Source organism: Acidovorax sp. GW821-FHT10A04 (genome assembly GCF_059415825.1).
Map to the genome: position 1 here is coordinate 99,079 of NZ_JBWKNZ010000021.1, position 24,516 is coordinate 123,594.

Below are 24,516 nucleotides of genomic sequence, written 5' to 3' on the forward strand. Positions count from 1 at the left end.
CACCGACAGGAGAGACAGACATGACCAACACCCTCACCGCCCACCAACTGCCCGAGCTGCTGCCCGGCCTGGACTGGATTGCCGACCCGCTGCGCGTGGGCCGCCTGTCGCAGGACTTTGCCTGGTTCAGCCCCGTGCTCAAGCGCGACCTGGCCGGCAAGCGCGGCGACGTGGCCGTGCGCCCGCGCACCGAGGACGAGATCCGCCAGGTGGTGGCGGCTTGCGCACAGGCGCAGATCCCTCTCACCGTGCGCGGCAGCGGCACCGGCAACTACGGGCAGAGCACGCCGCTGCACGGCGGGGTGATCCTGGACCTGTCGGGCTACAACGGCTTTGGCTGGGTGCGTGGCGGCGTGGGCCGGGCGCAGGCAGGCATCCGCCTGTCGGACTTCGACGCGCAGGCCAAGCCCCTGGGACAGGAGCTGCGCTGGCTGCCCTCCACCTACCGCAGCGCCACCTTGGGCGGGCTGTTCGGCGGCGGCTTTGGCGGGGCCGGGTCGATCAACCACGGCCCGCTGGCCGCCCCTGGCAACGTGCTGGCGGTGCGTGCCATGACGGTGGAGCCCGAGCCCCAGGTCATCGAGCTGCGCGGCCCCGAGGCCATGCTGCTGCACCACACCTACGGTACCAACGGCATCGTGCTGGAGCTGGAGGTGGCGCTGACCCCCACGGTGGCGTGGACGGAATGCATCGTCACCTTCACCGACTTCGACGCCGCGCTGGAGTTTGCCGACCGCTTCGGCGCCGCGCCGGGGCTGGAGAAAAAGGAGGTGTGCTTTCTGGCCGCGCCCATCCCCGCCTACTTCACCAGCCTGGCCGAGCACCTGCCCGCGGGCTGCCATGCGGTGATGCTGCTGGTGGCCCCGCACTCCGAAGACGGCATGCGCGACATGGCCACCAAGTATGGCGGCAGCGTCAGCTATCGCAAGACCGCCGACGAGGTGGAAAAGAGCCACAAGACCCTGCTCGAATACACCTGGAACCACACCACCCTGCACGCGCTGAAGGTGGACAAGACGCTCACTTACATCCAGAGCGGCTTCAACCCCGCCACCCGGTTGGAGCAGGTGAAGGCGCTGGAGAAGGCCCTGGGCGGCGAGGTGATGATGCACCTGGAGTTTCTGCGCACCAAGGAAGGCGCCTTCAACTGCAGCGGGCTGCAGATCATCCGCTACAGCACCGAGGAGCGCCTGAACCAGATCATGCAGATCTACCGCGACCATGGCGTGCAGATCAACAACCCGCACGTCTACATCGTGGAAGACGGCAAGCAGAACAACCTGGACCCGGCAGTGGTGGGCATCAAGCAGCGCTTCGATCCACAGGGCCTGCTCAACCCCGGCAAGCTGCGCAGCTGGGTACCTCCTGTAGCCAAGGTGGCTTAGTGCCCTGCGGATTTGCCTTCAACCAGCTAGCGTCGTTGGGGAGCCTTGCCGTGCAAAAGCACTGTCTGCGGCTCACCGCCTAGCTATCCGGCTGAACGCGATCCTTCAAAGCCGCCGTGCAAAAAGTCGCAGAGGCATAATCAGCTATTCATTTAATAGCAGCCGCGCAGCTCGGCAGTGATTCATCCATGTCCTGGCACGCCCGCCTGCAGCTCGACTACACCGTTGAAGAACCCAACGCCCGCACCGTGGCACGGTACGAGCACAACGGCCCGCTGCGCATCCTGCAAAGCCTGTACCCCGAGGGCGATGGCATCTGCCACAACGTGCTGGTGCACCCGCCCGGCGGCCTGGTGGGCGGCGACACGCTGGACATCACCGCCACCGTGGGCCCGGGCGCGCACGGCCTGGTGACCACGCCGGGCGCCACGCGCTTTTACCGCTCCACCGGCCCGCTGGCGCTGCAGCGCAGCCACCTGACACTGGCCGAGGGCGCGCGCCTGGAATGGCTGCCGCTGGAGGCCCTGTGCTACAGCGCCTGCAATGCCGAGAACCACCTCACCCTGAACCTGGCGCCTGGCGCCGAATGCATGGGCTGGGACGTGACCGCCCTGGGCCTGCCCCATGCCGAGCAGCCCTTTGTGCAGGGCCGCTTCGTGCAGCACCTCACCGTGCCCGGCCTGTGGCTGGAGCGCGGCGTGATCGACGCCGCCGACGAGCGCCTGCTACAAAGCCCGCTGGGCCTGGCCGGCCAGCGCTGCATGGCCAGCATGTTCTTTGCCGCAGGCAGCGCGCTGGAGCGCAACCGCCGCGACGCCGCACTGGACGCGGCGCGCGCGGTGATGGATGCGCACCCCACCCTGACCGCCACCGCAGGCGCCACCAGCCCCAACGCGCAGATGGTGGTGGTGCGCGTGCTGGCCCCGCAGGTGGAGCCGGCGATGAAGCTGCTCAAGGCCGTGCGCGTGGCCTGGCGCGAGCAGATGTGGGCGCTGCAGGGCGAGGCGCCTCGGATCTGGGCGATGTAGCCCCACTCGACACACCCCACACAGGAGCCATTCGCCATGCCTACACCGCAACGCAGCGCGGCCACGCGCCACTTCTCGGGCACCTACGCCGAAGCCCGCACCAAGTTCCTCGAAGCCGCGGCGCACAGCGGCGCGGCCATCGAGTCCTTTGTGCACCCGGAGCACCGGGGTGCGCTGGGCGAAGAGCTGGCCACCGACGTGGCGCTGGTCGGCGCCATCGGTGCGCAAAAGATCCTGCTTGTGACCTCGGGCACGCATGGGCCCGAGGGCTTCTGCGGCTCGGGCACGCAGGTCGCCACGCTCCACGATGCCGACCTGCTCGCGCGGCTCGAACAGGCCGGCGTGGCACTGCTGCTGGTGCATGCGGTCAACCCGCACGGGTTCTCGCACCTGCACCGCACCAACGAAGACAACATCGACCTGAACCGCAACCACATCGACTTCAGCGCGCCGCTGCCGGTGAACACGGCGTATGCCGAGGTCGAGCCGCTGGTGCTGCCCGCCACCTGGCCACCCACACCCGCCGACGACGCAGCGGTGGACGCCTATATTGCCCGGCACGGCATGGCCGCCTTCCGCAATGCCGTGTTCAAGGGGCAGTACACCTCGCCCGACGGCTTGTTCTACGGCGGCACCGCCCCGTCGTGGAGCAACAGGACCATCCGCGCCATCCTGCGCAAGTACGCGGCAGCCGCCACGCACCTGGGCTGGATCGACGTGCACACGGGCCTGGGCCCCTATGGCCATGGCGAGAAGATCTACCCGGGCCGCAACACGCCCGAAGACCTGGCGCTGGCCCAGTCCTGGTGGGGCGCCGACGTGTTCTCGCCGTTCTCCGGCGACTCGGCCTCGGCCGATGTGTCGGGCCCGGTGGTCACCACCGCATTCGACGAATGCCCCAACGCCCGCATCGCGCCCATGGGCCTGGAGTTCGGCACCGTGCCCGAGCCCGACATGCTGTACCGCCTGCGCGCGGACACCTGGCTGCGCCGCCACCCCGAGGCACCCGCAGCGCAGCAGCGCGAGATCCGCGCCCAGCTGCGCGACACGTTCTACTGCGACAACGAGGAGTGGAAGGGCATGGTGCTGGGGCAGACGCGGGTGGTGCTGCTGCAGACGCTGCAGGGGTTGCGCAAGGCTTGAGGGGCAGCGGGGCCCCAACAAGCGCGCCGTGGTCGCCACCCCATCACCGCGAGTTCAACGAGAAGTCTCTCCTGCCCCCTCCGATAACTTCTCGCCCAGCAGGTTCGCCGTGTACCGCAGCCGGTCGATGTCCGCATCCTTCTGCACACCCCGGCTGAAGCAGCACAGGGTGCCATAGACCTGGCCGTCGGCCAAGCGCACGGGGGTGCTCAGGTGGGTGCCGATGGTAAATCCGGGGTCGGGCGCCTTCCCTGCCTTGACGAGGGGCGCTGCATCGTCGATCTTCTCTGGCAGACGGCCCTCGACGACATACTGGCACCAGCTTTCTTCGGCCGGATCGGACATGCCGGGCTGAAGCAACGGGAAGTCGGGCGCGTTGTCCACGGCCTTGAAGGTGCGGCGGCCATCGGCGATCTGGGAGACGAAGGCCACGTCCATGCCCAGGCGCTTGCGCAGCAGCTTCAACACCGCTGGAACCACTTCGGGAAGTTCATGGTCGGCGGAGTCGCTGGTGGCGACCAGCATTTCAGAAATGGTGACATCCAGGTCGTCGGGGTTGTAGTCGAGCATGTGCATACCTGCCAGTCTAAACCGCGACTGGGCATTCCAGCGGTAAGCAGACGTATGGTTTTGTTGCATGCGTTTCGCACACTCGCGGCCCCAACACGCGCCCTCAACGACAACCCGATCCCGTGCAGGCCTGCTTTTCCTGGCTGCTGTTGAGGTTGACGACCATGCTGTGCCCCAGGTCTCCGCCGGGGGCGGGCACGCCCTTGGGCACGATGAAGGAAGCGGAGTGCCCCCGTACAGCCCTGCGGGAAGGGTGAAGGGCTTGAGCACGACGTAGGTGTTGCCCAGGTACAGGTTCGGTATCTGCACTGCAGGCCCCGCGCCGGGTGCCTGGCCTGCGACGGGGGGTATGTCGGCCTTGCCCGCTCGGCTGTTGTTTGCGGCCAGCTTCTGGTAGTGCCTGCGCACGGCCTGGACGTCGCCCTCGACCGCCATGCGCAGCAGGCCCTTGCGCACGCCCAATTCCAGGCCGGCCTTGCCGGCCAGCAGCGCATCGGGACTGCGAAAGGATTCGACCGCCGTATCGGGCGAGCGCATGGGCGCCGTCGGCGCACGGGAGGACTCTGTGATGAGGATGGCCCCCTCGGGCGCCTTGTCGTAAACCCTTTTGGCCTCCTTGCCGAACACGGCGCGGGACTTCGGGTTGACCCAGGCCAGGCTTTCGCCCAGATAGGCATAGCCACACTCGCCTTGTTCAGTGTGGGCCGAGGTGATGATGGGCGTGCCGGCAGGAAGCCCGGCCACAGCCTGGCGGTGGTAGCCCGTGGCAAACACCGCGACGACCCGGGTCCCCGCTGTCCAGCCGACGGACCAGACAGACGGCTCGTACGCGGCCAGAAGCAGGGCCACTGGCTTGTCTGCATGCACCGTGACGTCGAAGACCGTGGCGTCGTTGCCGCTTTGGTCGATCTGGAAGCCGGCGGGGCGCCCACCGTAGCTACCCGCTGCAATCACGATGGTGTCCCGGGGCAACACGCCCGTGCCGGCAAAGGAGCACGCCGCAGCGGGCGTGGCAACAGCCATCTGGGCCGCAGCGCCCTGGGCATGCACCGGCAGACACGACCGCGCCACGACAACCGCTACTGCCGCAGCTGCTGCAGCGCTGGAACGCGCCCGGCCCAGGCATGCAAATGAAGAATCAGAAGAAAAGAGACGAGGGATGGCGGTAGGTGAATTCACGGTGCCGATTGTGGTGCAGCGCGCCGGGTCCAAAACCCAGGCGCGCGCACCCACAGCCCCAACGACAGGCCGGCATCAATGCCGCATCACGCTGCCCCGGTCGCCGCCGGCACCTTCAGCAAGCCATCGGCCTTGAACATGGCGCGGATGCCGCGCACGGCCTGGCGGATGCGGGCCTCGTTCTCGATGAGGGCGAAGCGCACGTACTCATCGCCCTGGTCGCCGAAGCCGATGCCGGGCGAGACGCAGACCTTGGCCTTGTCGAGCAGCTGGCGCGCGAATTCGAGCGAGCCCAGGGCGCGGTAGGGCTCGGGAATGCGGGCCCAGATGTACATGCTGGCCTTGGGGCAGTCCACGGCCCAGCCGGCTTCGGTGAGGCCTTTGTAGAGCACGTCGCGGCGACGCTGGTACTGGGCGGCGATGTCTTTCACACACTGCTGGTCGCCCTCGAGCGCGGCGATGGCCGCGACCTGCAGGGGAGTGAAGGTGCCGTAGTCGTGGTAGCTCTTGATGCGGGCGAGCGCGGCCACGAGGTCGGGGTTGCCGACCATGAAGCCCACGCGCCAGCCGGCCATGTTGTAGCTCTTGGACAGGGTGAAGAACTCCACCGCCACGTCCTTGGCGCCGGGCACTTCCATGATGCTGGGGGCGCGGTAGCCGTCGTACACGATGTCGGCGTAGGCCAGGTCGTGCACCACCAGGATGTCGTGCTTCTTGGCCAGGGCGATCACGCGCTCGAAGAACGACAGCTCCACGCACTGCGCCGTAGGGTTGCTCGGAAAGCCGAAGATCATCATCTTGGGCTTGGGGTAGCTGCCGCGGATGGCTTTTTCGAGCTCGGCAAAAAAGTCCACGTCGGGTGCCACGGGCACGCTGCGGATGTCGGCCCCGGCGATCACCGCGCCATAGATGTGGATCGGGTAACTCGGGTCGGGCACGAGCACGGTGTCGCCCCGGTCCAGCGTGGCCAGCATCAGGTGGGCCAGGCCCTCCTTGGAGCCGATGGTGACGATGGCCTCGGTGTCGGGGTTGATGTCCACCGCATAGCGGTCCTTGTACCAGTGGCTGATGGCGCGGCGCAGGCGCGGGATGCCCTTGCTGGCGGAGTAGCCGTGGGTGTCGGGCCGCTGGGCCACCTCGGTGAGCTTGGCCACGATGTGCGGCGGGGTCGCGCCATCGGGGTTGCCCATGCTCATGTCGATGATGTCCTCGCCACGGCGGCGGGCAGCCAGCTTGAGCTCGGCCGTGATGTTGAAGACGTAGGGGGGGAGGCGATCGATGCGCGCAAAGCGGCGCTTGCCCTGAGAAGCAGACATGCTGGTGAACTTTCACGTAAGCGCCCGGAACCGTCCGAGCGACGTGGCCAACAATGGGGTTGGCCCGCGTTCACTGTAACGCAGAACGCGGTGGCCGGTCTGCAGAGGGCGGCGCTGTAGCGCCGCCGCTACGCTCAGGCCTTGAGGCCCGCCGTGGCGCGCTGCGTGTTCCGCTCGCTGCCCATCGACCACGCGAAGATGCCCACGCCGCAGATGCCCAGCACCACGCCCACCCAGCCGGTGGACGTCCAGCCCAGGCCGGCCGCGATGGACACACCGCCGAGCCAGGCGCCCAGCGCGTTGGCGGCGTTGAAGGCCGAGTGGTTGAGCGCTGCGGCCAGGGTCTGCGCATCGCCGGCCACGTCCATCAGGCGGATCTGCAGCGCAGGGCCGATGGCGACCAGTGTGCCCAGGAAGAAGGTGGCCAGCGCGGCGCTGACCGGGTGGTGTGCGGCGGGCACGAACAGCGCGAGCACCACGATGGACCACAGCAGCACCTTGCCGATGGCGGGCATGAGGGCCTTGTCGGCCATGCGCGAACCGACGATGTTGCCCGCCACCATGCCCAGGCCGAACAGCGAGAGCACGAAGGGCACATAGGCGGGCGAGAGGCCGGCCACTTCGAGCAGCGTGGGCTTGATGTAGCTGAACACGGCGAACATGCCGCCAAAGCCGATGGCGCCGATGCCCAGGGTGAACCACACCTGCTTGCGCGCCAGGGCGCCCAGTTCGCGCAGCGGGCTGGCACCGTGCGACGCCGGCATGTCGGGCACCCACAGGCGCACCATGACCACGGCGGCCACGGCGATGAGCCCCACGAAAACGAAGGCCGCGCGCCAGCCGAAGTATTCGCCCAGCGCCGCCGCAATCGGCACACCCACCAGGGTGGCGGTGGTCAGCCCCAGCATGACCCAGCCCACGGCGCGCGCGCGGCGCCCGGGCGGCGCCAGGGCCGCAGCCACGAGGGCGGCCACGCCAAAGTAGGTGCCGTGCGGCAGGCCGGTGAACAGGCGCATGGCGCTGAGCGACAGGTAGCCCGGCGCCAGGGCCGATGCGAAGTTGCCCAGCGCATACACCACCATCAGCGCCATCAGCAGCGCACGCCGGCCCCAGTTGGCGCACAGCACGGCCAGCACCGGGGCGCCGACCACCACGCCCAGCGCATAGGCGCTGATGACGTGGCCGGCCTGCGGGATGGTGACCCCGATGTCGCGCGCCACCTCGGGCAGCAGGCCCATGATGACGAATTCGCCCGTGCCGATGGAAAAGCCGCCGACCCCGAGGGCCAGCACGGCGCGCACCAGGGTGCGGTCGTCGGTGGGGGTGTGGGCGATGGGCGACGACGTGGGAGACAGGGGCGCGGTCATGGCGGCAGCAGCAACAGGGCAGCACTGCATTGCACGCGATGGCGCAGCGCAGGACATGCAGGGTGTGGAGAAGAAACGGAGTTACGGGGGTAAACCCGAATCCTGTAACCATAGCATGCCTGGCCAAAACGCGCTGGCGGCGGGCCTGCTACGCTTTGGCCTTCGTTCCCAACCAAGGCCAGCGAATGACCACACCACCGAGCACCGCAGACGAGCTTGCCAGCACCGTGAAGGTATTGGCCTTCGACATCTTTGGCACCGTGGTGGATTGGCACGGCAGCATCGTGCGCGAGATGCAGGCGCTATACCCTGCCGTGGATGGAGATGCCTTCGCCATCGCCTGGCGCAGCGGCTACCAGCCGGCCATGGCGCGCGTGATGCGCGGCGAGCAGGGCTGGACGCGCATCGACGCGCTGCACCGCGGCATCCTCGACGAGATACTGCCGAAATTCGGTCTGGCCTACCTCACCGAGGCCGAGCGCTGGCACCTGAACCATGTGTGGCAGCGGCTGGACCCTTGGGCCGACAGCGTGGCCGGGCTCACGCGGCTCAAGCAGCGCTTCACCATTACCAGCCTGTCGAACGGCAACATCAGCCTTCTGACCCACATGGCCAAGCGCGCGGGACTGCCGTGGGACTGCGTGCTCAGCGCGGAGGTGTTCCGCGCGTACAAGCCCCACCCGGACACCTACCTGGGCGTGGCGCGCATCTTCGACCTGGAGCCCGCCCAGGTGGCATTGGTGGCCACCCACCACGACGACCTGGAGGCGGCGCGCGCCTGCGGGCTGCGCACCATCTATGTGGAGCGGCCCCTGGAACTGGGCGCTGCCCGCCCCAAGGACTGCACTCCGCAGCCAGGCAATGACCTGCACACCCGCGATATCGTGGACGCAGCCCAGCGGCTGGGCTGCTGAGCGCCTGATCAACCCTGACAGCGGAGAAGAACGAAGCCTTACCGCGCTGCCACCAGCAGCTGCACGAACATCTGCACCTTGGCGTGGCACTCGGGGCTGATGGAGGTGAACTCCAGGCCCGCCAGCCACTGCTCGCCCTCGGGCTTCAGGGTGATGACGCGGGCATACACATCGGTGGCGCGGTACTCGACCAGGGTCAGGTCGAATTCGAGCTTGATCTCGCTGTGCAGGGCGAGCCGCTCGGTCATCTCCACCAGCAGGCCGTGGTAACCGATGTCGCGGATGGCGGTGTGCACGATCTGCGGCACGATGATCTTGTCCTGGATGCGCTGGCACAGGCAGGGCAGGCGCGTGTCCACGCGGTGGCTGCGGCGAAACTCCTGGCGCGGCACCTTGAGCTTGCGCGAGGGGATGGCCACCAGCTCGCGCAGGCCCACGGGCTGCTGGCGCCCCTTGACATAGACCTGCATGGGGGCTGATGCCGACACCAGCCCCCAGCAGCGCTGGTAGGTGGCCTCGCTGATGAGCACCTGGCCGCGCAGACTGAAGGCCTCGATGCGCGAGGCGAGGTTGACCTCTTCGCCGATCACGGTGTATTCGGAGTACACGTCGGAGCCGAAGCGCCCGGCCATCACCGTGCCGGTGTTCACCCCGATGCCCAGGAACACCTCGGGCAGGCGCTCGCGCATGTGGGCCAGGTTCAGGTCGCGCATGGCCATCTGCATCTCGACGGCGCACATCAGCGCCCGGTCCACATCGTCGTCGCTGGCCGTGGGCGCGCCGAACAGCACCATGATGGAGTCGCCCATGAACTTGTCGATGGCGCCCTGGTGCTTGAAGACCACCTCGCTGAGCACGGCCAGGCAGCGGTTGAGCGCGGCGATCACCACGCCCGCGGGCAGCGATGCCGACAGCGCCGTGAAGCCGCGCAGGTCGGCCAGCAAAATGGTGACCTCGCGCGGTGCCGCCACCACGCTGTCGTCCGCGGGCACGCCTTCGGGCCCGTCGGCGCCGCGCAGGATAGCGGCCGCCTCGGCCGCGGCCGCCTCGCCCAGCGGGGCGCCTGTCTCGCGGGCAATCAACGCCTGCAGGCGGCGCAGGGCGTCGTGGTTGAATTCTTTGTGCATGGGCAACAGGCGGGGTTCCACAGGGATCCGGGCACTGCCGGGCACGGCAGTCCTCTCCAGCCAGAATAGGCGCGGCCCGCGGGCCGGTCAAGCCGACCCCGGGAAAACAACGACAACAGGGGAAAGCGCCCTATGGACGCCCGGCAGCCGCTGTGCTCACATCAACCCGCAGCGAGGGCCCCTGCGCACTGCACCACCTGGTCGAGCTGGCCGAAGGGACCAGGGTGGCCCTGCCCATCGAGCGCCACCATGCGCACCCGCTCGCCAAAGCGCAGAAAGGGTGTGCGCGGCGCACCCTGGGCCAGGGTTTCGAGCATGCGGCGCTCGGCAATGCAGCTGGAGCCCATGGCCGCATCGGCATTGGAGACGGTGCCCGAGCCGATGACCGTGCCGGCCGACAGCCGGCGTGTGCGTGCGGCATGGGCGATCAGCTGGCCAAAGTCGAAGTGCATGGCACCGCCGTGCGGGTGGCCGCACCAGGCATCGTTGCGGTAGGTCTGCAACTGCAGGTGCACGCGGCCCTCGCGCCAGGCGGGACCCAGCTCGTCGGGCGTGACGGCGATAGGGGCAAATGCCGTGGCGGGCTTGGCCTGCACGAAGCCGAAGCCGCTTTTGGCCTCGCGCGGGCCAAAGCCGCGCAGGCTCCAGTCGTTGAGCAGCACGACCAGGCGCACATGCTGCAGCGCCTGCCGGGCGCTGACCCCCATGGGCGTGGCGCCCAGCACCACACCGAACTCGCCTTCGTAGTCGATGCCGTCGTCTTCCGAAGGCAGCGGCACCGGGTCGTGCGGGCCCAGAAAGTCGTCGGCCGCACCCTGGTACATGAGGGGGATGGTCTCGAAGTCGGCAATGGGCGGGGTCTTGAAGGCGCGCTCCATGAGCCGCCCGTGGTTCAGGAAGGCCGAGCCGTCGAGCCACTGGAAGCTGCGCGGCAGCGGTGCCGCGCACTGGCGTGGATCGAAGGCCATGGCCCCCACGCTGGTGCGGGCATCGGGGATGTCCAGGGCCTGCGACAGGCGCGTGAGGGCCGGGAGCACCGCGTCCCAGCGCTGCAGCGCGTCGAGCAGGGTGGGCGCCACGGGGCTGGCATCCACGCAGTGGCTGGCGTCGGCCGAAACGACGACCAGGCGGCCGTCGGGCTGGCCGTTCTTGAGGGTGGCGAGCTTCATGCCGGTTCCTTGCGCAGGGGGAGTGCCGGGTCGAAGATGGCGACGGCGCGCGTCCAGCCGGCGGAGGCGCCGCGTACCTTGACCGGGAAGCAGGAGATGTAGAAGCCGCTCGCAGGCAGGGCTTCGAGGTTGTGCAGTTTTTCGAGGTGGCAGTAGCCGATGTCGCGGCCGGCCTTGTGGCCCTCCCAGATCAGCGAGGCGTCGCGGGTTTCGGCATAGCGCTCGGCGGTGTAGGCGAAGGGGGCGTCCCAGCTCCAGGCGTCGGTGCCCGTGAGGCGCACGCCGCGCTCCAGCAGGTACATGGTGGCCTCGTAGCCCATGCCACAGCCCGCGCGGGTGTAGCCCGCCGTGCCGTAGGCGCTGCCCGCACGGGTGTTGACGACCACGATCTCCAGCGGCTGCAGGGTGTGGCCGATGCGCGCGAGCTCGGCCGCCACGTCGGCGGCCTGCACCACGTAGCCATCGGGCAGGTGGCGAAAGTCGAGCTTCACGCCGGGCTGGAAGCACCAGTCGAGGTCCACCTCGTCGATGGACAGCGCGCGCTGGCCGCCGTCCATGGTGGATGCGAAGTGGTAGGGCGCATCGAGGTGCGTGCCGTTGTGGGTGTTGAGCTGCACGTCCTCGACCGCCCAGGATTCGCCGTCGGGCAGGTCCTCCTTGCGCACGCCGGGGAAGAAGCGCGCCAGGTCGTCGAAGCTCATGTGGTGGTCGATGTAGCTGATGCGCGGGCCCAGGCCCGGGGGGTCGGAGACGACATCGTTTTCAAGGTGCATCGAGATATCGACGATGCGGCGCGGGGATGGGGTGGACATGGCTGAAAGACTTTCTCAGGATTCCGCGGTGAAGCCGGTTTGCTTGATGAGCCCGCGCCACTGGTCGGCGTCGGCCTGCAGCATGCGGGCCAGGTCGGGTGCGCTGGAGGCGCGGATCTCCAGCCCGTACTGCTTGCCGAAATCGACCACCTCGGGCTGGGTGAGCGCGGCCTGCAGCGCGTCGGACGCACGCTTGACCACCTCGGGCGTGGCCTTGCCGGGCAGGAAGAAGCCATACCACTCGCTGACCTTGAGGGGATAACCCAGCTCCTGCAGGGTGGGCACCTGGGGCAGGAACACCGAGCGCTTGCCCCCGGCAATGGCCAGCACGCGCAGCTTGCCGGTTCTGGTGTGCTGCAGGTAGTCGCCGATGGGCCCCCAGAACGCCGGCACCTGCCCGCCCAGCAGGTCCTGCACGCCGGGCACGGTGCCGCGGTAGGCGATGTGGCGCATGTCCAGCTGGGTGATCTGCGACAGCAGCACGCCCACCATGTGCGGCATGGAGCCCGCGCCGGGGCTGCCGTAGTTGGCGTTGCTGGGGTTGGCCTTGAGCCAGGCCAGGAAGTCCGCCAGGGTGCGCACGCTGTCGGGCACGCCCGGGCCCACGGCCAGGCCGTGGTCGGTGTGGGCAGCCACCGAAACGGCCGCCACATCGGCCAGCCCATAGCGCAGCTTGGGGTAGGTGTAGGGGTAGATGGACAGCATGGACGAGGGCGTGATGAGCAGGTTGGTGCCGTCGGCCGGGCTGTCACGCAGGCTGAGGATGCCGATTTGCCCACCCGCGCCGGGCTTGTTCTCGATCACCACGGCGCCGGCGTACTTGCCACGCATGCGGTCGGCCACACGGCGGGCCAGCGCATCGATGGGTCCGCCTGCCGGAAAGCCGATGAGGATGCGCGCGACATCCGGGATGCCCGTGGCGGCCTGAGACGCCCGGGCCCAGGTGGATGGCAGCAGCGCGGCTGCGGAAAGCTGGGTGAACCGGCGGCGGGTGGTCATGGATTTGTCTCCTGCGGGAATGGACTGCAATGGCTGCTACAAACGGCGTAGTGAAGGCGGCAGGCCCTGTGCAAGCCGCCTCTGCGAAAAATTATACGAACGTACAAACATTGCATCACTGGGGTTTGTACGAGTGTTCAATTGTTTTGTACATACGTATAAACCGGACCATGCCACGCACCAAATCCACTGCCCCCGCCTTGCCCGAGGCATTCCCTGCACCGCGCAAGCGCACCACCGGCAAGGCCCTGGCCAGCCCCGACGACAAGCTGGCGCCGAACCGCCAGGCCAACATCCTGCAGGCGGCCGAACGCCTGTTTGCCGCGCGCGGCTTCCATGGCGTGTCGATCCGCGACATTGCCGACGAGGCCGGCGTGCCGCTGGCCCTGGTGGGCTACTACTACGGCCCCAAGCTGTCGCTGTACCACGCGATCTTTCGCGCCCATGCGGGCTACATCGGCGTGCGCCTGCAATCGCTGGCCGATGCGCAGCGCGCCGCCGCCCCCGAGCACCTGCTGGACGAGATCGTCAAGGCCTTCGTGCTGCCGGTGCTGGGGGTGGCGAGCCAGCCGACGGGCCAGCACTTCCTGCGCCTGCTGTCGCGGGGCATGAGCGACCACCTGGAAGAGGACGAGCCCATCATCCGCGAGCTGTTCGACCCGCTCGCGCACTCCTTCATCGACGCCATCGCCAGCGCGCTGCCCCAGGCCACACGCGGCCAGGTAGCCTGGTGCTACCAATTCGCGTTGGGTGCACTGCTGCACCACGTGAACGACCGGCGCATCGAGCGCCTCTCGTTCGGCCAGAACCAGCCCGGCGACGAAGCCACGGCCGGGCCGCTGCTGGTGCGCTTCATCGCCCACGGCATGCGCGGCGCCTGCGGCGGGCCGGTGCACTGATGGCCCCGCAGTCCATGCGCCTGACCGGCGCGCCCTGACGCGGCACAGGCAGCCCCACGACACCGCTTCGACGCACCGGTGGCATGCCACCGGTGCGTGAGCCCGCGCGCGCCCCTGCCAGGACGGCGGGGGCGCCAGAGACAGCGCCTGCCCGGCGCCCCCCCACCACGCCCTGCCCCTCGGAACGCTCGCCTTGCGAGCGCGCCGTGGACGGGTGCGGCCTTTTCCCGACCTTCCTCCCCATCCACCAGCAACCACCGATTGGAGACAGACCATGAAATCCCCCCTGAACAAATCCGCCCTCGTGGCCAGCGCCTTGGCCGCCTTTGGCACCACCAGCGTGCACGCCCAGCCGGCCACCGGCCCGGGCCTGCAGCTTTATGGCCTGGTGGATGCGGCCGTGGGCCATTTCGAGGGCGCTGCCGCCGGTGTGAACGCGCTGGACCGGCCCATCGGCAAGCTCGAAAGCGGCGGCATGTCCACCAGCCACTGGGGCGTGCGCGGCAACGAGGACCTGGGCGGCGGGCTCACGGCGACGTTCGAGCTGTCGTCCTTCCTGCGCAACGACTCGGGCGCAAGCGGGCGCAGCGACGCCCTGCCCGCGCCGGTGAACGTCGCGGCGGACCCGGTGTTCTCGCGCGCGGCCTGGGTCGGGCTGGCGCACCCCGGCTGGGGGCGCGTGCGCCTGGGCAATGTCACTTCGCTCTTGTTCCTGAACAGCATCACCTCGAATGCGTTCGGCGATTCCACCGTCTTCGGGCCGCTGAACCTGGTGACCTTCATCGGCGCGCCGCTCACGGGCGGCACGGGCTGGGCGAATTCGGTGGTGTACGACAGCCCCGCCTGGGCGGGGGCCACCGTGTCGGCTGCGCATGCGCTGTCGGAGGGCCAGGGCGGGGGCAACAGCGCACTGCGGGTGGCTTACGGCCAGGGCCCGTTCGCCGCATCGCTGGCCTGGCAGAGTGTGAGGAAGAACCCCATCACCTTTGCCGACGGCACCTCGCCCAACGACACGCGGGCCTGGCAGCTGGCGGCTTCGTACGACTTCACGGCGGTGAAGGTGTTCGCCCATCTCGGCCGCATCCAGAACCGGGGTACGGCCGCGGCGCCGCTCGACCTGGCTTACCGCGTGTGGGATGTGAGTGCTGCCGTGCCCATCGGCGCCGGCCGGCTGCTGGCCGGCTATGCATCGCGCCGCACGGACGATGCCGTGGGGCCGGTGCCGGCCACCGTGGCCGGGGGCAATCTGCAGCGGCGGGTGTTCACGGTGGGGTACGACTACTTTCTGTCCAAACGCACCGACGTGTACCTGATGGCCCTGCGCGACAGCACGCGCACCCAGACCTTGCCGGCACCGCCGCGCGTGCTGGAGGCGCAGGGAACCAGCTTCGCGCTGGGCATGCGCCACCGGTTCTGAGGATCAGATGGCCAGGGCGCCCTTGGGGTCATCTACCCACTGGCGCTGCACGCAGTGGAAGGCGGCACGATCGGGGTCATAGTCCCAGCGCGAGGCCAAGCGCTGCGCCTTGTCGGGTTGCTGCGCGTCGGCCTCGTGGCTCAGGATGACGAGGCTGTTGGGGTAGCCGTGGCGCAGGCGGTGCGATACGGCCGTGCCGGCCTGGCTGACCCACAGGCCGGGCAGCGGCTGCAGCAGGCCGGCGGCGTGGGCGTGGCCCGACAGCAGCATCTGCGCGCCGGCATCGCGCCAGCGCAGCAGGGCCTCGTCGGCGCGTGCGGGGCGGTGTTCCTTGTCCTGCGCATTGCGCGCGGTGAGCGGGTGGTGGGCGACGACGATGCGCCAGGGCTCTTCGTAGGCCTCTGCCAATTGCTTCTCGACGCGCGCGATCTGCGCGCTGGAGAGGCTGCCGCGCTCGTGCCGCCACGGCCGGGTGGTGTTCACGCCGACGATGAAGAAGCGGCCCAGCTGCCGCACGGGCTCCAGGTCGTTGCCGAATTCGTGTGCAAAGCGGTCGTAGGCCCGACCCCAGCGCAGCCACCAGGCAAACAACGGCAGGTCGTGGTTGCCAGGCAGCACCACGGTGGCGCCGGCATCGAGCCCGCGGATGAAGCTGGCGGCCTGCGCGAACTGGGGCGCAGTGGCGCGCTGCGTGACATCGCCCGAGACCACCACCACCGAAACGCCCAGTTGCCGCGCCAGCGCCTGCACGGCGCGGCAGACAACCGGCTCGTGGGCGCCGAAGTGCAGGTCGGACAGGTGCATCAAGACGGACATGGGTGCAAAGGTGCTGTGGTGCGCAGAGTCGAGTGTGAGAGAGAAGCGGAAAAAAGTCAGCCCAGCGCAGGCAGCGGGGTGATGGCGGGCGGAGGCGCGGGCTCGGACGCCGGCACCTCTTGCACGGGGTGGCTTGCAGCCACATCACCGCCCGCCGGTGCGGACGTGGGGTCGCGGTCGAGCGTGGTGCGCGTGACCAGCCACAGCGGCTTGTCGTGCACCCGAAAGCGCAGCGGCGGCGCCATCCATTCGCGCTCGCCGTCGAAGGCCACCTTCACCTGGGCCGGGCGCCAGCTGGCGGGGGCCACGGTCATTTCGGCACAGGCCATACTCACCACGGCCGGGTCGCGCGCCAGCTGGCCGGTGGCCGCGTTCCAGACCGTGCGGGCGACGGCCCAGCGGTCCTGCGGCTGCAGCAGGATGACGGCAAGCTGCCCCCCTTCGGCCACCGACTGGGCCTGTGTGAGCCCGACACGGCCCAGCTGCAGCGGGTTGTTGCCCACGAACAGGGTGGTGACCAGGTGCTCCTCCTGCTGGGCCTGGGCGCCTTCGTGCGTGCGCATGATGACGCGCCAGCGGCGCCCGCCGGCCGGGCGGAACATGCTCCACACCGCGGACAGGATGGCCACCATGCGCGAGCGGCCAAAGCGCCTGGAGGCCATCTCGCGCTCGGCCAGCAGGCGCGGGTACAGGCCCACGGCGGCGTTCACCACGAACATGCGGTCGTTGACGAACCCCACCTGCACGGGGCGCATGTCGCTGTGCTGCATCGCATACAGCATGTCCTGCACGGCGATCTCGGGGTCGAGCGCCAGGCCATGCTCGCGGCTGAAGTAGTTGAAGGTGCCCATGGGCACCACGCCCATGGGCACGCCGGCCTGCAGCGCTGCCGCGGCGACTGCGTTGATGGTGCCGTCGCCACCGGCGGCCACCACCAGCCCGCCATCGGCCTGCGCATCGCGCACGGCCTGGTAGGCCAGCTCGACGATGTCGCCGCGCTCGTCGGGCACATGCCACACCACGTCGTGCGCATGGGCCGCAAAGGCGCCTTCGAGCTTGGCGCGCACCAGGTCGAAGTCGGCGCCCGGGCGCTTGGGCACCACGAGGTGGATTCGCCCATGGGGGTGGACGGCAGGGGGACGTTGGGCAATGGTCATGGGTGAAAGGCAAGGCTCCGGTGGTGCAGCGGCTGGCTACCGCGGCCGGGCCGCGGCGGCACAAGGGCCGCTATCGCACCATCGTGCCCGGGTCTTGCGCGCGGGCCTGTCAGCCACGGCGCTGTGCGCCTGTCGGCGCCTTGTCCTACATTCACACCCGGTGCGAAGGGGTGATGGGCGGTGCGATACAACCGGCAGTATCGACCCAGAACCGGACGCTTGCCAGTGAACCCCATGAACGCCACCGCCGTCGGCCACCTCATCGCCAGCCACCCCCTGGGCTGGTGGCTGGCCGGCCTGGCGCTGGCCGGCCTGGCGGGCGCCGCAGCACTGTGGGGCCTGCGCAGCGTGCGGCGCCATGGCGGTCCGCTGCTGCAGCGCACGCTGCCCATGGCCATTGATCCGCGCTGGGCCCTGCTGGCGGGCATGCTGGCAGCCGCCTGTGCCATGGTGCTGGCCGGCAGCATGATGGCCGAACTGGCCGAGAGCGGCAGCGAGCAGGACGGCGACTGGGGCACGGTGGACGATGCCATTGCCGACGCCTTGCGCCTGCACGCCGCCACCGGGGTGCTGCGCTGGTTTGCCACCCTTACCCACCTGGGCGACACCGCCGTGCTCACCGCGCTCACGGCCCTGGTGGCCGCCGGCCTGTGGTGGCACGGCCATCGTTTGCTGGCCACCGGCTGGCTGGCGGCCCTGGCAGGCAACGGGGCGCTGACGCGCATCCTCAAAAGCATCTTCGAACGCGCCCGACCCGAGCATTTGCACCACGGCGTGGCGCAGGCCGACGGCTACAGCTTTCCCAGCGGGCACAGCAGTGCCTCGATGGTGGCCTACACCCTGCTGGCCTACCTGGCCACGCGCCTGCTGCCGCTGCGCTGGCATGTGCCGTGCGTGGTGCTGGCGGGCATGCTGGTCTTCACCACCGGCTGGAGCCGCATGGTGCTGCAGGTGCACTACGCCAGCGACGTGCTGGCGGGCTGGCTGCTGGGCGGCACCTGGATGGTCTGCACTGTGCTGGTGATCGAAAGCGTGGCGCGTTGGCGGCACCGGGGGGACGCCGTGCCGGCGCCCGGCTGAGCCAGACGCCGGCCTGACTCAGGGCCGCGCCGCAATCACCGGCAGCACCACCCGCGACGGCGCGCCCGGCCCCATGTGCACACTGTTGCGCGCCACCACACGCGGCCCCGCGCTGCCCTCCGGCGCACCGGTGTTGGGGTTGACGTCGAAGCGCGGGAAGTTGCTGCTCGAGATGTCCAGCCGGATACGGTGCCCCTTGCGGAACAGGTTGGAGGTGGGCATGGGCTCGATGGTGATCTGCACCACTTCGCCGGGCCGCATCATCTCGGGGGCTTCCCACGAACGCCGGTAGCGGCAGCGCAGGATGCCGTCCGTGAGGTTCATGGCATAGCCTTCGGGGTAGTCGGCGCTGGGCGGGTACTGGTCGATCAGCTTGGCGGTGAAGTCCGTGTCCGGGGCCGAGGACGATACGCAGAGCTCGATGGTGATGGGCCCCGAGACTTCCATGTCCTCGTCGAGCACCGGCGTCTGGAAGACCAGCACGTCGGGCCGCTGCGCCAACGGGCCATGGGGGGCCCGGGCCCCGAAGGTCTGCCCACTGGTGCGCTGGTCGTAGGCGCCCGCCACCATCAGCGGCTCGCCCGAGGTGATGGAGCCGCCGAGGGTGGGCACCGGGGAGGCGGGGTCGAAGTCGAAACCCAGCGCTTCATCGCGCTCCGGTTGCACAGGCGAGAGCGCGCCGTCCGCCCCCAGGTACCAGGGCACGAAAGCGGTGCCAGGCACGGGCCAGTGGCTGGCGCTGCGCCATGTGCCGCCGTGGTCGAGCCGGCCGGCGGGCGTGCGCCGCCCCGAGCCGCCGCCCATGCGAAAGTAGCGCACGCTGTCGTCCATCGCCGGTGGCAGGGGTTGGCCCTTGAGCCAGTGGTCGAACCATGCCAGCCGCATGGCCACATAGTCCGGTGCGAGCGATCCATCGAGCACGGCGCCGGGGCCGAAGTCCACGTCCCCGGCATACGGCACGCTGCGCTCGCCATGCGTCCAGGGGCCGAGCACCATGCGCACACCGGGGTTGCCACGCCCGGCCAAGCCCAGGTAGTTGTCGGTGGTGGTCTGCGCATAGGGGTCCCACCAGCCGCACATGAGCATCAGGGCCACGCCGTCCAGCGCCCCGTAGTGGCCGGCGGCATACAGCTCGGGCTGGCGCCAGTAGTCGTCGAAGGCGCCGCGCTCCCATTGGCCGAAGAGGTAGTCCTCGTACTCTGGCGCCCACTGCAGGGGCGAGTCGCCGCGCGACCAGGGCAGGCGCAGGAACCACTCGCCGATGTCCGCCCGGGCCAGCGCCTGGCGCGCGGCATCACCGAGCTGGGTGCTGCCGCTGCAGGCGTTGCGCAGTGCCCAAACGGCCTGCTTGAGCTCGAATGCGCCACCATGGCGGATGCCGCCGCGGTAGGCATTGGCAAAGCCGCCGCACTCGAGGAACATGGCCTTGAGGCCCGCGGGCCGCTGGCTGGCCAGCGCCGTCTGGGTGTGGGCTGCGTACGACAGGCCGTAGGTGCCCACGGCGCCGCGGCACCAGGGCTGGGCCATGATCCACTGCAGGGTGTCGGCGCCGTCGTGGGCCTCGCCCAGGTACTTGGTGAACTGGCCTTCGGAGTCGAAGCGGCCGCGGCAGTCCTGCACGACCACGGCGTAGCCGGCCTCGGCAAAACGGGCGGCCACTTCACCACGCCGCAGGGGCGCGGGGTTGGCGGCCGTGCGTTCGCGCCGGGTCTCGGCGTTCTTGCCGTAGGGCGTGCGCTCCAGCAGCACAGGCCAGGGGCCTGGGGACTGTTTGGGCAGGTAAAGGTCGGTGGCCAGGTGCACCCCGTCGCGCATGGGCACGCGGTGGGTGTGCCGGGAGACGCTACCACCGGCCGCCGCCATGGGCGTCGTCGTTGTTGTTGTTGTCATCGTCATGCTGTGGCACCGGTCAGTCGAGCTTGAGGTTGCGTTCCTTGACCAGCTTGGCCCAGCGTGCCGTGTCTTCCTGGATGAAGCGCGCCAGCTCCTGCGGCGTGGTGGGGGCCGGCTCAGCGCCCTGGGCCACGAGCAGGTTGCTCACCTCGGCATCGGCCAACGCACTGTTGAGCGCTTTGCCGACCTTGCCCACCACATCGGGCGGTGTGCCCGTGGGGGCGAACAGGGCGTACCAGATGTCGTACTCGAAATCCTTGACACCGGCCTCGGCCATGGTCGGCACCTGCGGGAAGGCGCGCGAGCGCTTGGCGCTGGCCACCGCCAGCGGCACCAGCCGGCCCGCCTTGATGTGTGCGAACACGCTGGGCACGGCGTTCATGCCCAGCTGCACATGGCCGCCCACCAGTTCGTTCACGGCAGGGCCGCCGCCCTTGTAGGGGATCTGGACCATCTTGGTGCCCGTGGCGGCCTGGAACATCTCCATCGACAGGTGGCCCGGGCTGCCATTGCCGCTGGTGCTGTAGTTCAGGGTGCCCGGGCTCTTGCGCGCCAGGTCGACCAGCTCGCGCACGGTGCGGGTCTGCAGGCCCGGGTGCGTGGTGAGGATGGGCACGTTGATCACCACGCGCCCCACGGGCACGAAGTCGCGGGACGGGTTGTACGGCAGCTTGCTGGACAGCAGTGGCGCCGTGACCATGCCCGAGCCTGCGCCCATGAGCAGTGTGTAGCCGTCGGCCGCGGACGAAGTGACCGCCTGGAAGCCGTGCGCACCGGGCCGGTTGTCGATGACGACGGGTTGCCGCCACTGCTCCGACATCTTGCGTGCCACCACACGCATGGCCGTATCGGCAGCTGCCCCTGCCGGGAACGGGACCACGATGCGCACGGGCTTTTCAGGAAAGTCGGCCGCCGCCACGGCCAGGGGGTGGTACAGGACCAACGAGACGCTTATCAGCGCGAGGGCTTTCTGGATTCGGGACATGGGGGAACTCGGGGTCGATGGCAAGGAGGAATGGAGCAGGGGTTGCCGGGTTTCAGAAATCATGGCGCACTCCCGCGCCCACCACGCGCACGGCCACGTTGCTGCGGCTGGAATCGATGCCGTCGCGGTCGAGGAAGGCCTGCAGCTCGGTGCGCTTGGACAAGGCATAGGTGTACGCGACCTGCTGGCGCTTGCGAAGCCCCCGCTGCGAGGCCTGCACGTCGCGCTGCATCAGGTTGACCACCAGGGCGTGCGGGCCCGCAGAGAAACGGCTGCCCACCAGCCAGTAGTCCACGTCGGCACGCACGGCAGTGGAGGCTGCCGCATAGCGGTCGCGGCCCAGCAGCACATAGGGCTCGATGGCGCCGAAGTCGTAGCGCAGGCCCAGCTGCCATTTGCTCGCGAACTCGTTGGCCAGCAGGCCGCCCGGGCGCCGGTCCGTGCCGTAGCCGATGCCTGCGGACCAGGGGCCGTCGGCGTAGTTGAGGCCCAGGTCGAGCGACCTGGCGCCGTTTTCCTGCTCGGGCGTCTTGGCGTCGCCGCGCAGGTAGTAGCGCGCACGCAGGTTCACGCCGCCCCAGGTCGGGCTTTGGTAGCCCAGCGCATTGGAGGTGCGGTTGCGCGCATTGAGGATGGAGGTGCCGATGGCCGTGGCCCCGGCGTCGTTGGCCGCGAACGAGGTGATGCGCGTGACCTGCGAGTACAGCGGCGAGCCCGTGGGGTTGGCCGAATCGAGCCGGCCCAGCGCCAGCGTGCCCAGGCCGCCACGCAAGGCGACGTAGCTGTTGCGGAACGCGGGCGTGGTGGCGGCGCCCGAGTCGGCTTCGAGCCCCATCTCCAGGCCGAACAGCGCGGCCATGCCGTCGCCCAGGTCCTCCTTGCCGCGAAAGCCCAGGCGGGAAGCGTTGTCGCGCTCTTCCATCACGGAGCCAGCGTTGCCGGCCTTCACATTGTTGACGGTGAGGCGCACCTGGCCGTAGACCTGCAGGTCTTGCGATTGCGCCGTGGCGGGTGCGCCGGCAGACAGAAATACCAGGCTGCTGGCAGCCAGCGCGGCGGGGGAAATAGGCCTCATGAAGTCTCGCTCCTTGAATCGGATGTGGGTTCTGACGCCACGAATTCTGTGGAGCGGGGGGCTTGCCCACAACGCTATGACGAAGCCGTATTACCCTATGCGGATTGCTGTGTGTTTGCGCCTGCGCGGTGCGGGTGCAAAGATGCGCGCACAGGCTTTTCCACACCGTTCAGTCCCCCATGAATTTCAAGCAGCTCGAGGCCTTCCAGGCCATCATGCTCAGCGGCTCGACCACCGGCGCAGCCGAGCGCCTGGGCCTGTCGCAGCCCGCCATCAGCCGGCTGCTGGCCCAGTTGGAGGAGAGCCTGGCGCTGCGCCTGTTCGTGCGCGAGAAGGGCCGCCTGACGCCGACCGCCGAGGCCCAGGCCTTGCGCAACGATGCCCAGGGCCTGATGGACTCGGCCCAGTGCTTTCGCCGGCATGCCGAGCAGCTGCGACTGGGAGGATTCAAGCGGCGCCTGCTCAAGGTGGCCGTGCCCAATACGCTGGCCACCACGCTGATGCCCACGCTGGCCAGGCGCTTCATGCAGGCGCACCCCGATGTGGTGCTGGAGGTGCTGTCCGGCTCGTACAGCGACGCGGAGCAGGCCCTGCTCGGCCGCGAGGCCGACATCGGCCTGGTGCGCCTGCCGATGGAGATGCAGGGCTTGGCCACGCGTGCGACGCTCGACTCCGAAGCGGTATGCATCATGCCCAAGGGCCATGCCCTGGAACAGCTCGCCCAGGTGAGCCCTGACGACCTGATCGACTGCAGCCTGATCCTGCTGGGCCGCCAGCGCCAGATACGCCACGAGATCGACATGGCCTTCCGCCAAAAGCGCGTGCAGCCACGCGTGGCGCTGGAGGTGCACTCGGTGAGCGAGGCCTGTGCCCATGTGGCGCAAGGCCTGGGGGTGTCCATCGTCAACGCGCTGCTGGCGCGGCATTGCCCCCAAGGCGGCATCAGCTCGCGCCCGTTCAAGCCCCACATCGGCTACCAGCTGGGCATCGCCACGCTGAGCAATGCACCGGCCTCGCCCTTGCACGACACCTTCACCCGGTTGCTGGTGGAGGCGATGGCGCTGCCAGCCGCTGCGGTCAAGGAGCAACCGGCAAAACGCACCAAACCCGCCAAGGCGGGCTGATCCTGGGACCGATCAGATGGCGACCAAGTTGCGGATGCCCTTGGACTCCATCTCGCTGCCAGGTCCACGGGCGATGACCTCGCCACGCTCCATGACCAGGTACTGGTCGGCCAGTTCCTGCGCGAAGTCGTAGTACTGTTCGCACAGCAGGATGGCCATCTCGCCCTTGTCGGCGAGCATGCGGATGACGCGGCCGATGTCCTTGATGATGCTGGGCTGGATGCCTTCGGTGGGCTCGTCCAGGATCAACAGGCGCGGCCCGGGCGCAAGGGCCCGCGCGATGGCCAGCTGCTGCTGCTGCCCACCCGAGAGGTCGCCCCCGCGGCGGCGCAGCATCTGCTTGAGCACGGGGAACAGCTCGTACAGGTGCGGCGGCACGGGGGTGGAACCGCTCTTGTAGGCCAGGCCCATGCGCAGGTTCTCTTCGACGGTGAGGCGGCCGAAGATCTCGCGGCCTTGCGGCACGAAGCCGATGCCGGCGCGGGCGCGGTCGTAGGGGGCGGTCTTGTCGATGGCCTTGCCATCGAACTGGATGGAGCCGCTCTTGATGGGAACCAGGCCCATGAGGCTTTTGAGCAGGGTGGTCTTGCCTACGCCGTTGCGGCCCAGGAGGACGGTGACCTTGCCGGGTTCGGCGGTGAGGCTCACGTCGCGCAGGATGTGGGAGCCGCCGTAGTACTGGTTGATGTTTTGGACGGTGAGCATTGTGCTGGCCTATATCTGGTTCACGGGTTCATCGTGCTTGCAATTGGGAGCAGTTGGTTGCGGCGTGCCTTGGCAGGGGACGGGAGCCGGGTCTCGGCCCGGCGGCCGAGGTACTTGTTCTTTGCTTCGCCAAAGAAAAGTACCCAAAAGAAAGGCGACCCCGCTGCCCGTGTCCCCTGCGCTGCGCTCCGGGGCAACCTGCGATGCTCGGTCCTGGGGTGCGCCGAAGAACTCCCTGCGCGCCCTCTGCGAGGGAGCTCCGGTCAGACAGCTTCGGCGAGCCAGACAACGATGCGCGTGTCCTTCGGCACGCGCTCACCCCAGGCCCTGCGCTTCTCGGCACGGTCAGAAGGGGG

21 protein-coding genes are annotated in these 24,516 nt (G+C 69.1%); 8 read left to right on the forward strand and 13 right to left on the reverse strand.

Annotated elements, in window-relative coordinates; all coding sequences use genetic code 11:
• Positions 1-20 precede the first annotated feature (20 nt).
• The 3 genes from AC07PF_RS30780 to AC07PF_RS30790 all read left to right on the forward strand — a co-directional run bounded on the left by AC07PF_RS30780 (position 21) and on the right by AC07PF_RS30790 (position 3,556).
• Positions 21-1,385 (forward strand): FAD-binding oxidoreductase, encoded by a 1,365-nt coding sequence (locus AC07PF_RS30780; protein WP_494614438.1) that lies wholly within the window; start codon positions 21-23, stop codon positions 1,383-1,385.
• Between the two features lie 188 nt (positions 1,386-1,573).
• Positions 1,574-2,413: an urease accessory protein UreD gene (locus AC07PF_RS30785; protein ID WP_494614439.1), complete on the forward strand. Its 840-nt coding sequence runs from the start codon at positions 1,574-1,576 to the stop codon at positions 2,411-2,413.
• Positions 2,414-2,449: 36 nt separating this feature from the next.
• Positions 2,450-3,556 carry a M14 family metallopeptidase gene (locus AC07PF_RS30790; RefSeq protein ID WP_494614440.1) on the forward strand — a complete coding sequence of 369 codons (1,107 nt, stop codon included), beginning with the start codon at positions 2,450-2,452 and terminating at the stop codon, positions 3,554-3,556.
• Positions 3,557-3,610: 54 nt separating this feature from the next.
• Here AC07PF_RS30790 and AC07PF_RS30795 read toward each other — a convergent pair whose 3' ends face one another.
• From AC07PF_RS30795 to AC07PF_RS30805, 3 genes are all read right to left on the reverse strand, one after another.
• Entirely contained in the window at positions 3,611-5,305 is a 1,695-nt protein-coding gene (locus AC07PF_RS30795; RefSeq protein ID WP_494614441.1) for a GAF domain-containing protein, read from the reverse strand.
• A gap of 86 nt (positions 5,306-5,391) precedes the next feature.
• Complete coding sequence (alaC, locus tag AC07PF_RS30800) at positions 5,392-6,621, reverse strand: alanine transaminase (protein ID WP_494614442.1); 1,230 nt, start codon at positions 6,619-6,621, stop codon at positions 5,392-5,394.
• 134 nt (positions 6,622-6,755) lie between these two features.
• Entirely contained in the window at positions 6,756-7,988 is a 1,233-nt protein-coding gene (locus tag AC07PF_RS30805; RefSeq protein ID WP_007858188.1) for an MFS transporter, read from the reverse strand.
• Between the two features lie 185 nt (positions 7,989-8,173).
• On the opposite strand from AC07PF_RS30805, the gene AC07PF_RS30810 reads away from it, so the two are divergent.
• On the forward strand, positions 8,174-8,902 hold the full coding sequence (locus AC07PF_RS30810) for a haloacid dehalogenase type II (RefSeq protein ID WP_494605230.1): 729 nt from the start codon (positions 8,174-8,176) through the stop codon (positions 8,900-8,902).
• A gap of 38 nt (positions 8,903-8,940) precedes the next feature.
• Here AC07PF_RS30810 and AC07PF_RS30815 read toward each other — a convergent pair whose 3' ends face one another.
• The 4 genes from AC07PF_RS30815 to AC07PF_RS30830 form a co-directional block, all read right to left on the reverse strand.
• Complete coding sequence (locus tag AC07PF_RS30815) at positions 8,941-10,029, reverse strand: adenylate/guanylate cyclase domain-containing protein (protein WP_494605232.1); 1,089 nt, start codon at positions 10,027-10,029, stop codon at positions 8,941-8,943.
• Between the two features lie 161 nt (positions 10,030-10,190).
• The gene (locus AC07PF_RS30820) at positions 10,191-11,198 is read right to left on the reverse strand and encodes a fumarylacetoacetate hydrolase family protein (RefSeq protein WP_494614443.1); all 1,008 of its coding nucleotides are present in this window, start codon (positions 11,196-11,198) and stop codon (positions 10,191-10,193) included.
• Positions 11,195-12,010, reverse strand: coding sequence for a cyclase family protein (locus AC07PF_RS30825; protein WP_145695155.1), 816 nt, complete (start codon positions 12,008-12,010; stop codon positions 11,195-11,197). Before AC07PF_RS30825 ends, AC07PF_RS30820 begins: the two co-directional genes overlap by 4 nt.
• 15 nt (positions 12,011-12,025) lie before the next feature.
• On the reverse strand, positions 12,026-13,009 hold the full coding sequence (locus tag AC07PF_RS30830; RefSeq protein ID WP_494614444.1) for a tripartite tricarboxylate transporter substrate-binding protein: 984 nt from the start codon (positions 13,007-13,009) through the stop codon (positions 12,026-12,028).
• Positions 13,010-13,179: 170 nt separating this feature from the next.
• On the opposite strand from AC07PF_RS30830, the gene AC07PF_RS30835 reads away from it, so the two are divergent.
• A complete protein-coding gene (locus tag AC07PF_RS30835; protein WP_494614445.1) occupies positions 13,180-13,908 on the forward strand; it encodes a TetR/AcrR family transcriptional regulator in 729 nt (242 codons plus the stop codon).
• A 274-nt stretch (positions 13,909-14,182) separates the two neighbouring features.
• Positions 14,183-15,325 carry a porin gene (locus tag AC07PF_RS30840; RefSeq protein WP_494614446.1) on the forward strand — a complete coding sequence of 381 codons (1,143 nt, stop codon included), beginning with the start codon at positions 14,183-14,185 and terminating at the stop codon, positions 15,323-15,325.
• Positions 15,326-15,328: 3 nt separating this feature from the next.
• Here the strand turns inward: AC07PF_RS30840 and AC07PF_RS30845 are convergent, their stop codons facing one another.
• Together AC07PF_RS30845 and AC07PF_RS30850 are read right to left on the reverse strand one after the other, a co-directional pair.
• Positions 15,329-16,141, reverse strand: coding sequence for a metallophosphoesterase family protein (locus AC07PF_RS30845; protein WP_494614447.1), 813 nt, complete (start codon positions 16,139-16,141; stop codon positions 15,329-15,331).
• A 56-nt stretch (positions 16,142-16,197) separates the two neighbouring features.
• A complete protein-coding gene (locus tag AC07PF_RS30850; protein ID WP_494614448.1) occupies positions 16,198-17,298 on the reverse strand; it encodes a diacylglycerol/lipid kinase family protein in 1,101 nt (366 codons plus the stop codon).
• A 234-nt stretch (positions 17,299-17,532) separates the two neighbouring features.
• Between AC07PF_RS30850 and AC07PF_RS30855 the strand changes: the two genes are divergently transcribed.
• Complete coding sequence (locus AC07PF_RS30855) at positions 17,533-18,378, forward strand: phosphatase PAP2 family protein (RefSeq protein WP_494614449.1); 846 nt, start codon at positions 17,533-17,535, stop codon at positions 18,376-18,378.
• Positions 18,379-18,396: 18 nt separating this feature from the next.
• Here AC07PF_RS30855 and AC07PF_RS30860 read toward each other — a convergent pair whose 3' ends face one another.
• The 3 genes from AC07PF_RS30860 to AC07PF_RS30870 are packed head-to-tail and all read right to left on the reverse strand — an operon-like array spanning position 18,397 to position 22,331.
• Entirely contained in the window at positions 18,397-20,274 is a 1,878-nt protein-coding gene (locus tag AC07PF_RS30860) for a CocE/NonD family hydrolase (protein ID WP_494614450.1), read from the reverse strand.
• 13 nt (positions 20,275-20,287) lie between these two features.
• The gene (locus AC07PF_RS30865; protein ID WP_494614451.1) at positions 20,288-21,256 is read right to left on the reverse strand and encodes a Bug family tripartite tricarboxylate transporter substrate binding protein; all 969 of its coding nucleotides are present in this window, start codon (positions 21,254-21,256) and stop codon (positions 20,288-20,290) included.
• 52 nt (positions 21,257-21,308) lie between these two features.
• Positions 21,309-22,331: a porin gene (locus AC07PF_RS30870; RefSeq protein WP_494614452.1), complete on the reverse strand. Its 1,023-nt coding sequence runs from the start codon at positions 22,329-22,331 to the stop codon at positions 21,309-21,311.
• A 179-nt stretch (positions 22,332-22,510) separates the two neighbouring features.
• Here AC07PF_RS30870 and AC07PF_RS30875 point away from each other — a divergent pair, with 179 nt between their 5' ends.
• Positions 22,511-23,455 carry a LysR family transcriptional regulator gene (locus AC07PF_RS30875; protein WP_007858172.1) on the forward strand — a complete coding sequence of 315 codons (945 nt, stop codon included), beginning with the start codon at positions 22,511-22,513 and terminating at the stop codon, positions 23,453-23,455.
• Positions 23,456-23,467: 12 nt separating this feature from the next.
• Here AC07PF_RS30875 and urtE read toward each other — a convergent pair whose 3' ends face one another.
• The gene (gene urtE / locus AC07PF_RS30880; protein WP_494605251.1) at positions 23,468-24,160 is read right to left on the reverse strand and encodes an urea ABC transporter ATP-binding subunit UrtE; all 693 of its coding nucleotides are present in this window, start codon (positions 24,158-24,160) and stop codon (positions 23,468-23,470) included.
• Positions 24,161-24,516 lie beyond the last annotated feature (356 nt).

Coding starts and splice junctions, on each gene's coding strand:
- AC07PF_RS30780 (WP_494614438.1), top strand. CDS start 21: ATGACCAACACCCTCACCGCCCACCAACTGCCCGAGCTGCTGCCCGGC.
- AC07PF_RS30785 (WP_494614439.1), top strand. CDS start 1,574: ATGTCCTGGCACGCCCGCCTGCAGCTCGACTACACCGTTGAAGAACCC.
- AC07PF_RS30790 (WP_494614440.1), top strand. CDS start 2,450: ATGCCTACACCGCAACGCAGCGCGGCCACGCGCCACTTCTCGGGCACC.
- alaC (WP_494614442.1), bottom strand. CDS start 6,621: ATGTCTGCTTCTCAGGGCAAGCGCCGCTTTGCGCGCATCGATCGCCTC.
- AC07PF_RS30805 (WP_007858188.1), bottom strand. CDS start 7,988: ATGACCGCGCCCCTGTCTCCCACGTCGTCGCCCATCGCCCACACCCCC.
- AC07PF_RS30810 (WP_494605230.1), top strand. CDS start 8,174: ATGACCACACCACCGAGCACCGCAGACGAGCTTGCCAGCACCGTGAAG.
- AC07PF_RS30815 (WP_494605232.1), bottom strand. CDS start 10,029: ATGCACAAAGAATTCAACCACGACGCCCTGCGCCGCCTGCAGGCGTTG.
- AC07PF_RS30820 (WP_494614443.1), bottom strand. CDS start 11,198: ATGAAGCTCGCCACCCTCAAGAACGGCCAGCCCGACGGCCGCCTGGTC.
- AC07PF_RS30825 (WP_145695155.1), bottom strand. CDS start 12,010: ATGTCCACCCCATCCCCGCGCCGCATCGTCGATATCTCGATGCACCTT.
- AC07PF_RS30830 (WP_494614444.1), bottom strand. CDS start 13,009: ATGACCACCCGCCGCCGGTTCACCCAGCTTTCCGCAGCCGCGCTGCTG.
- AC07PF_RS30835 (WP_494614445.1), top strand. CDS start 13,180: ATGCCACGCACCAAATCCACTGCCCCCGCCTTGCCCGAGGCATTCCCT.
- AC07PF_RS30840 (WP_494614446.1), top strand. CDS start 14,183: ATGAAATCCCCCCTGAACAAATCCGCCCTCGTGGCCAGCGCCTTGGCC.
- AC07PF_RS30845 (WP_494614447.1), bottom strand. CDS start 16,141: ATGTCCGTCTTGATGCACCTGTCCGACCTGCACTTCGGCGCCCACGAG.
- AC07PF_RS30850 (WP_494614448.1), bottom strand. CDS start 17,298: ATGACCATTGCCCAACGTCCCCCTGCCGTCCACCCCCATGGGCGAATC.
- AC07PF_RS30855 (WP_494614449.1), top strand. CDS start 17,533: ATGAACGCCACCGCCGTCGGCCACCTCATCGCCAGCCACCCCCTGGGC.
- AC07PF_RS30860 (WP_494614450.1), bottom strand. CDS start 20,274: ATGACGATGACAACAACAACAACGACGACGCCCATGGCGGCGGCCGGT.
- AC07PF_RS30865 (WP_494614451.1), bottom strand. CDS start 21,256: ATGTCCCGAATCCAGAAAGCCCTCGCGCTGATAAGCGTCTCGTTGGTC.
- AC07PF_RS30870 (WP_494614452.1), bottom strand. CDS start 22,331: ATGAGGCCTATTTCCCCCGCCGCGCTGGCTGCCAGCAGCCTGGTATTT.
- AC07PF_RS30875 (WP_007858172.1), top strand. CDS start 22,511: ATGAATTTCAAGCAGCTCGAGGCCTTCCAGGCCATCATGCTCAGCGGC.
- urtE (WP_494605251.1), bottom strand. CDS start 24,160: ATGCTCACCGTCCAAAACATCAACCAGTACTACGGCGGCTCCCACATC.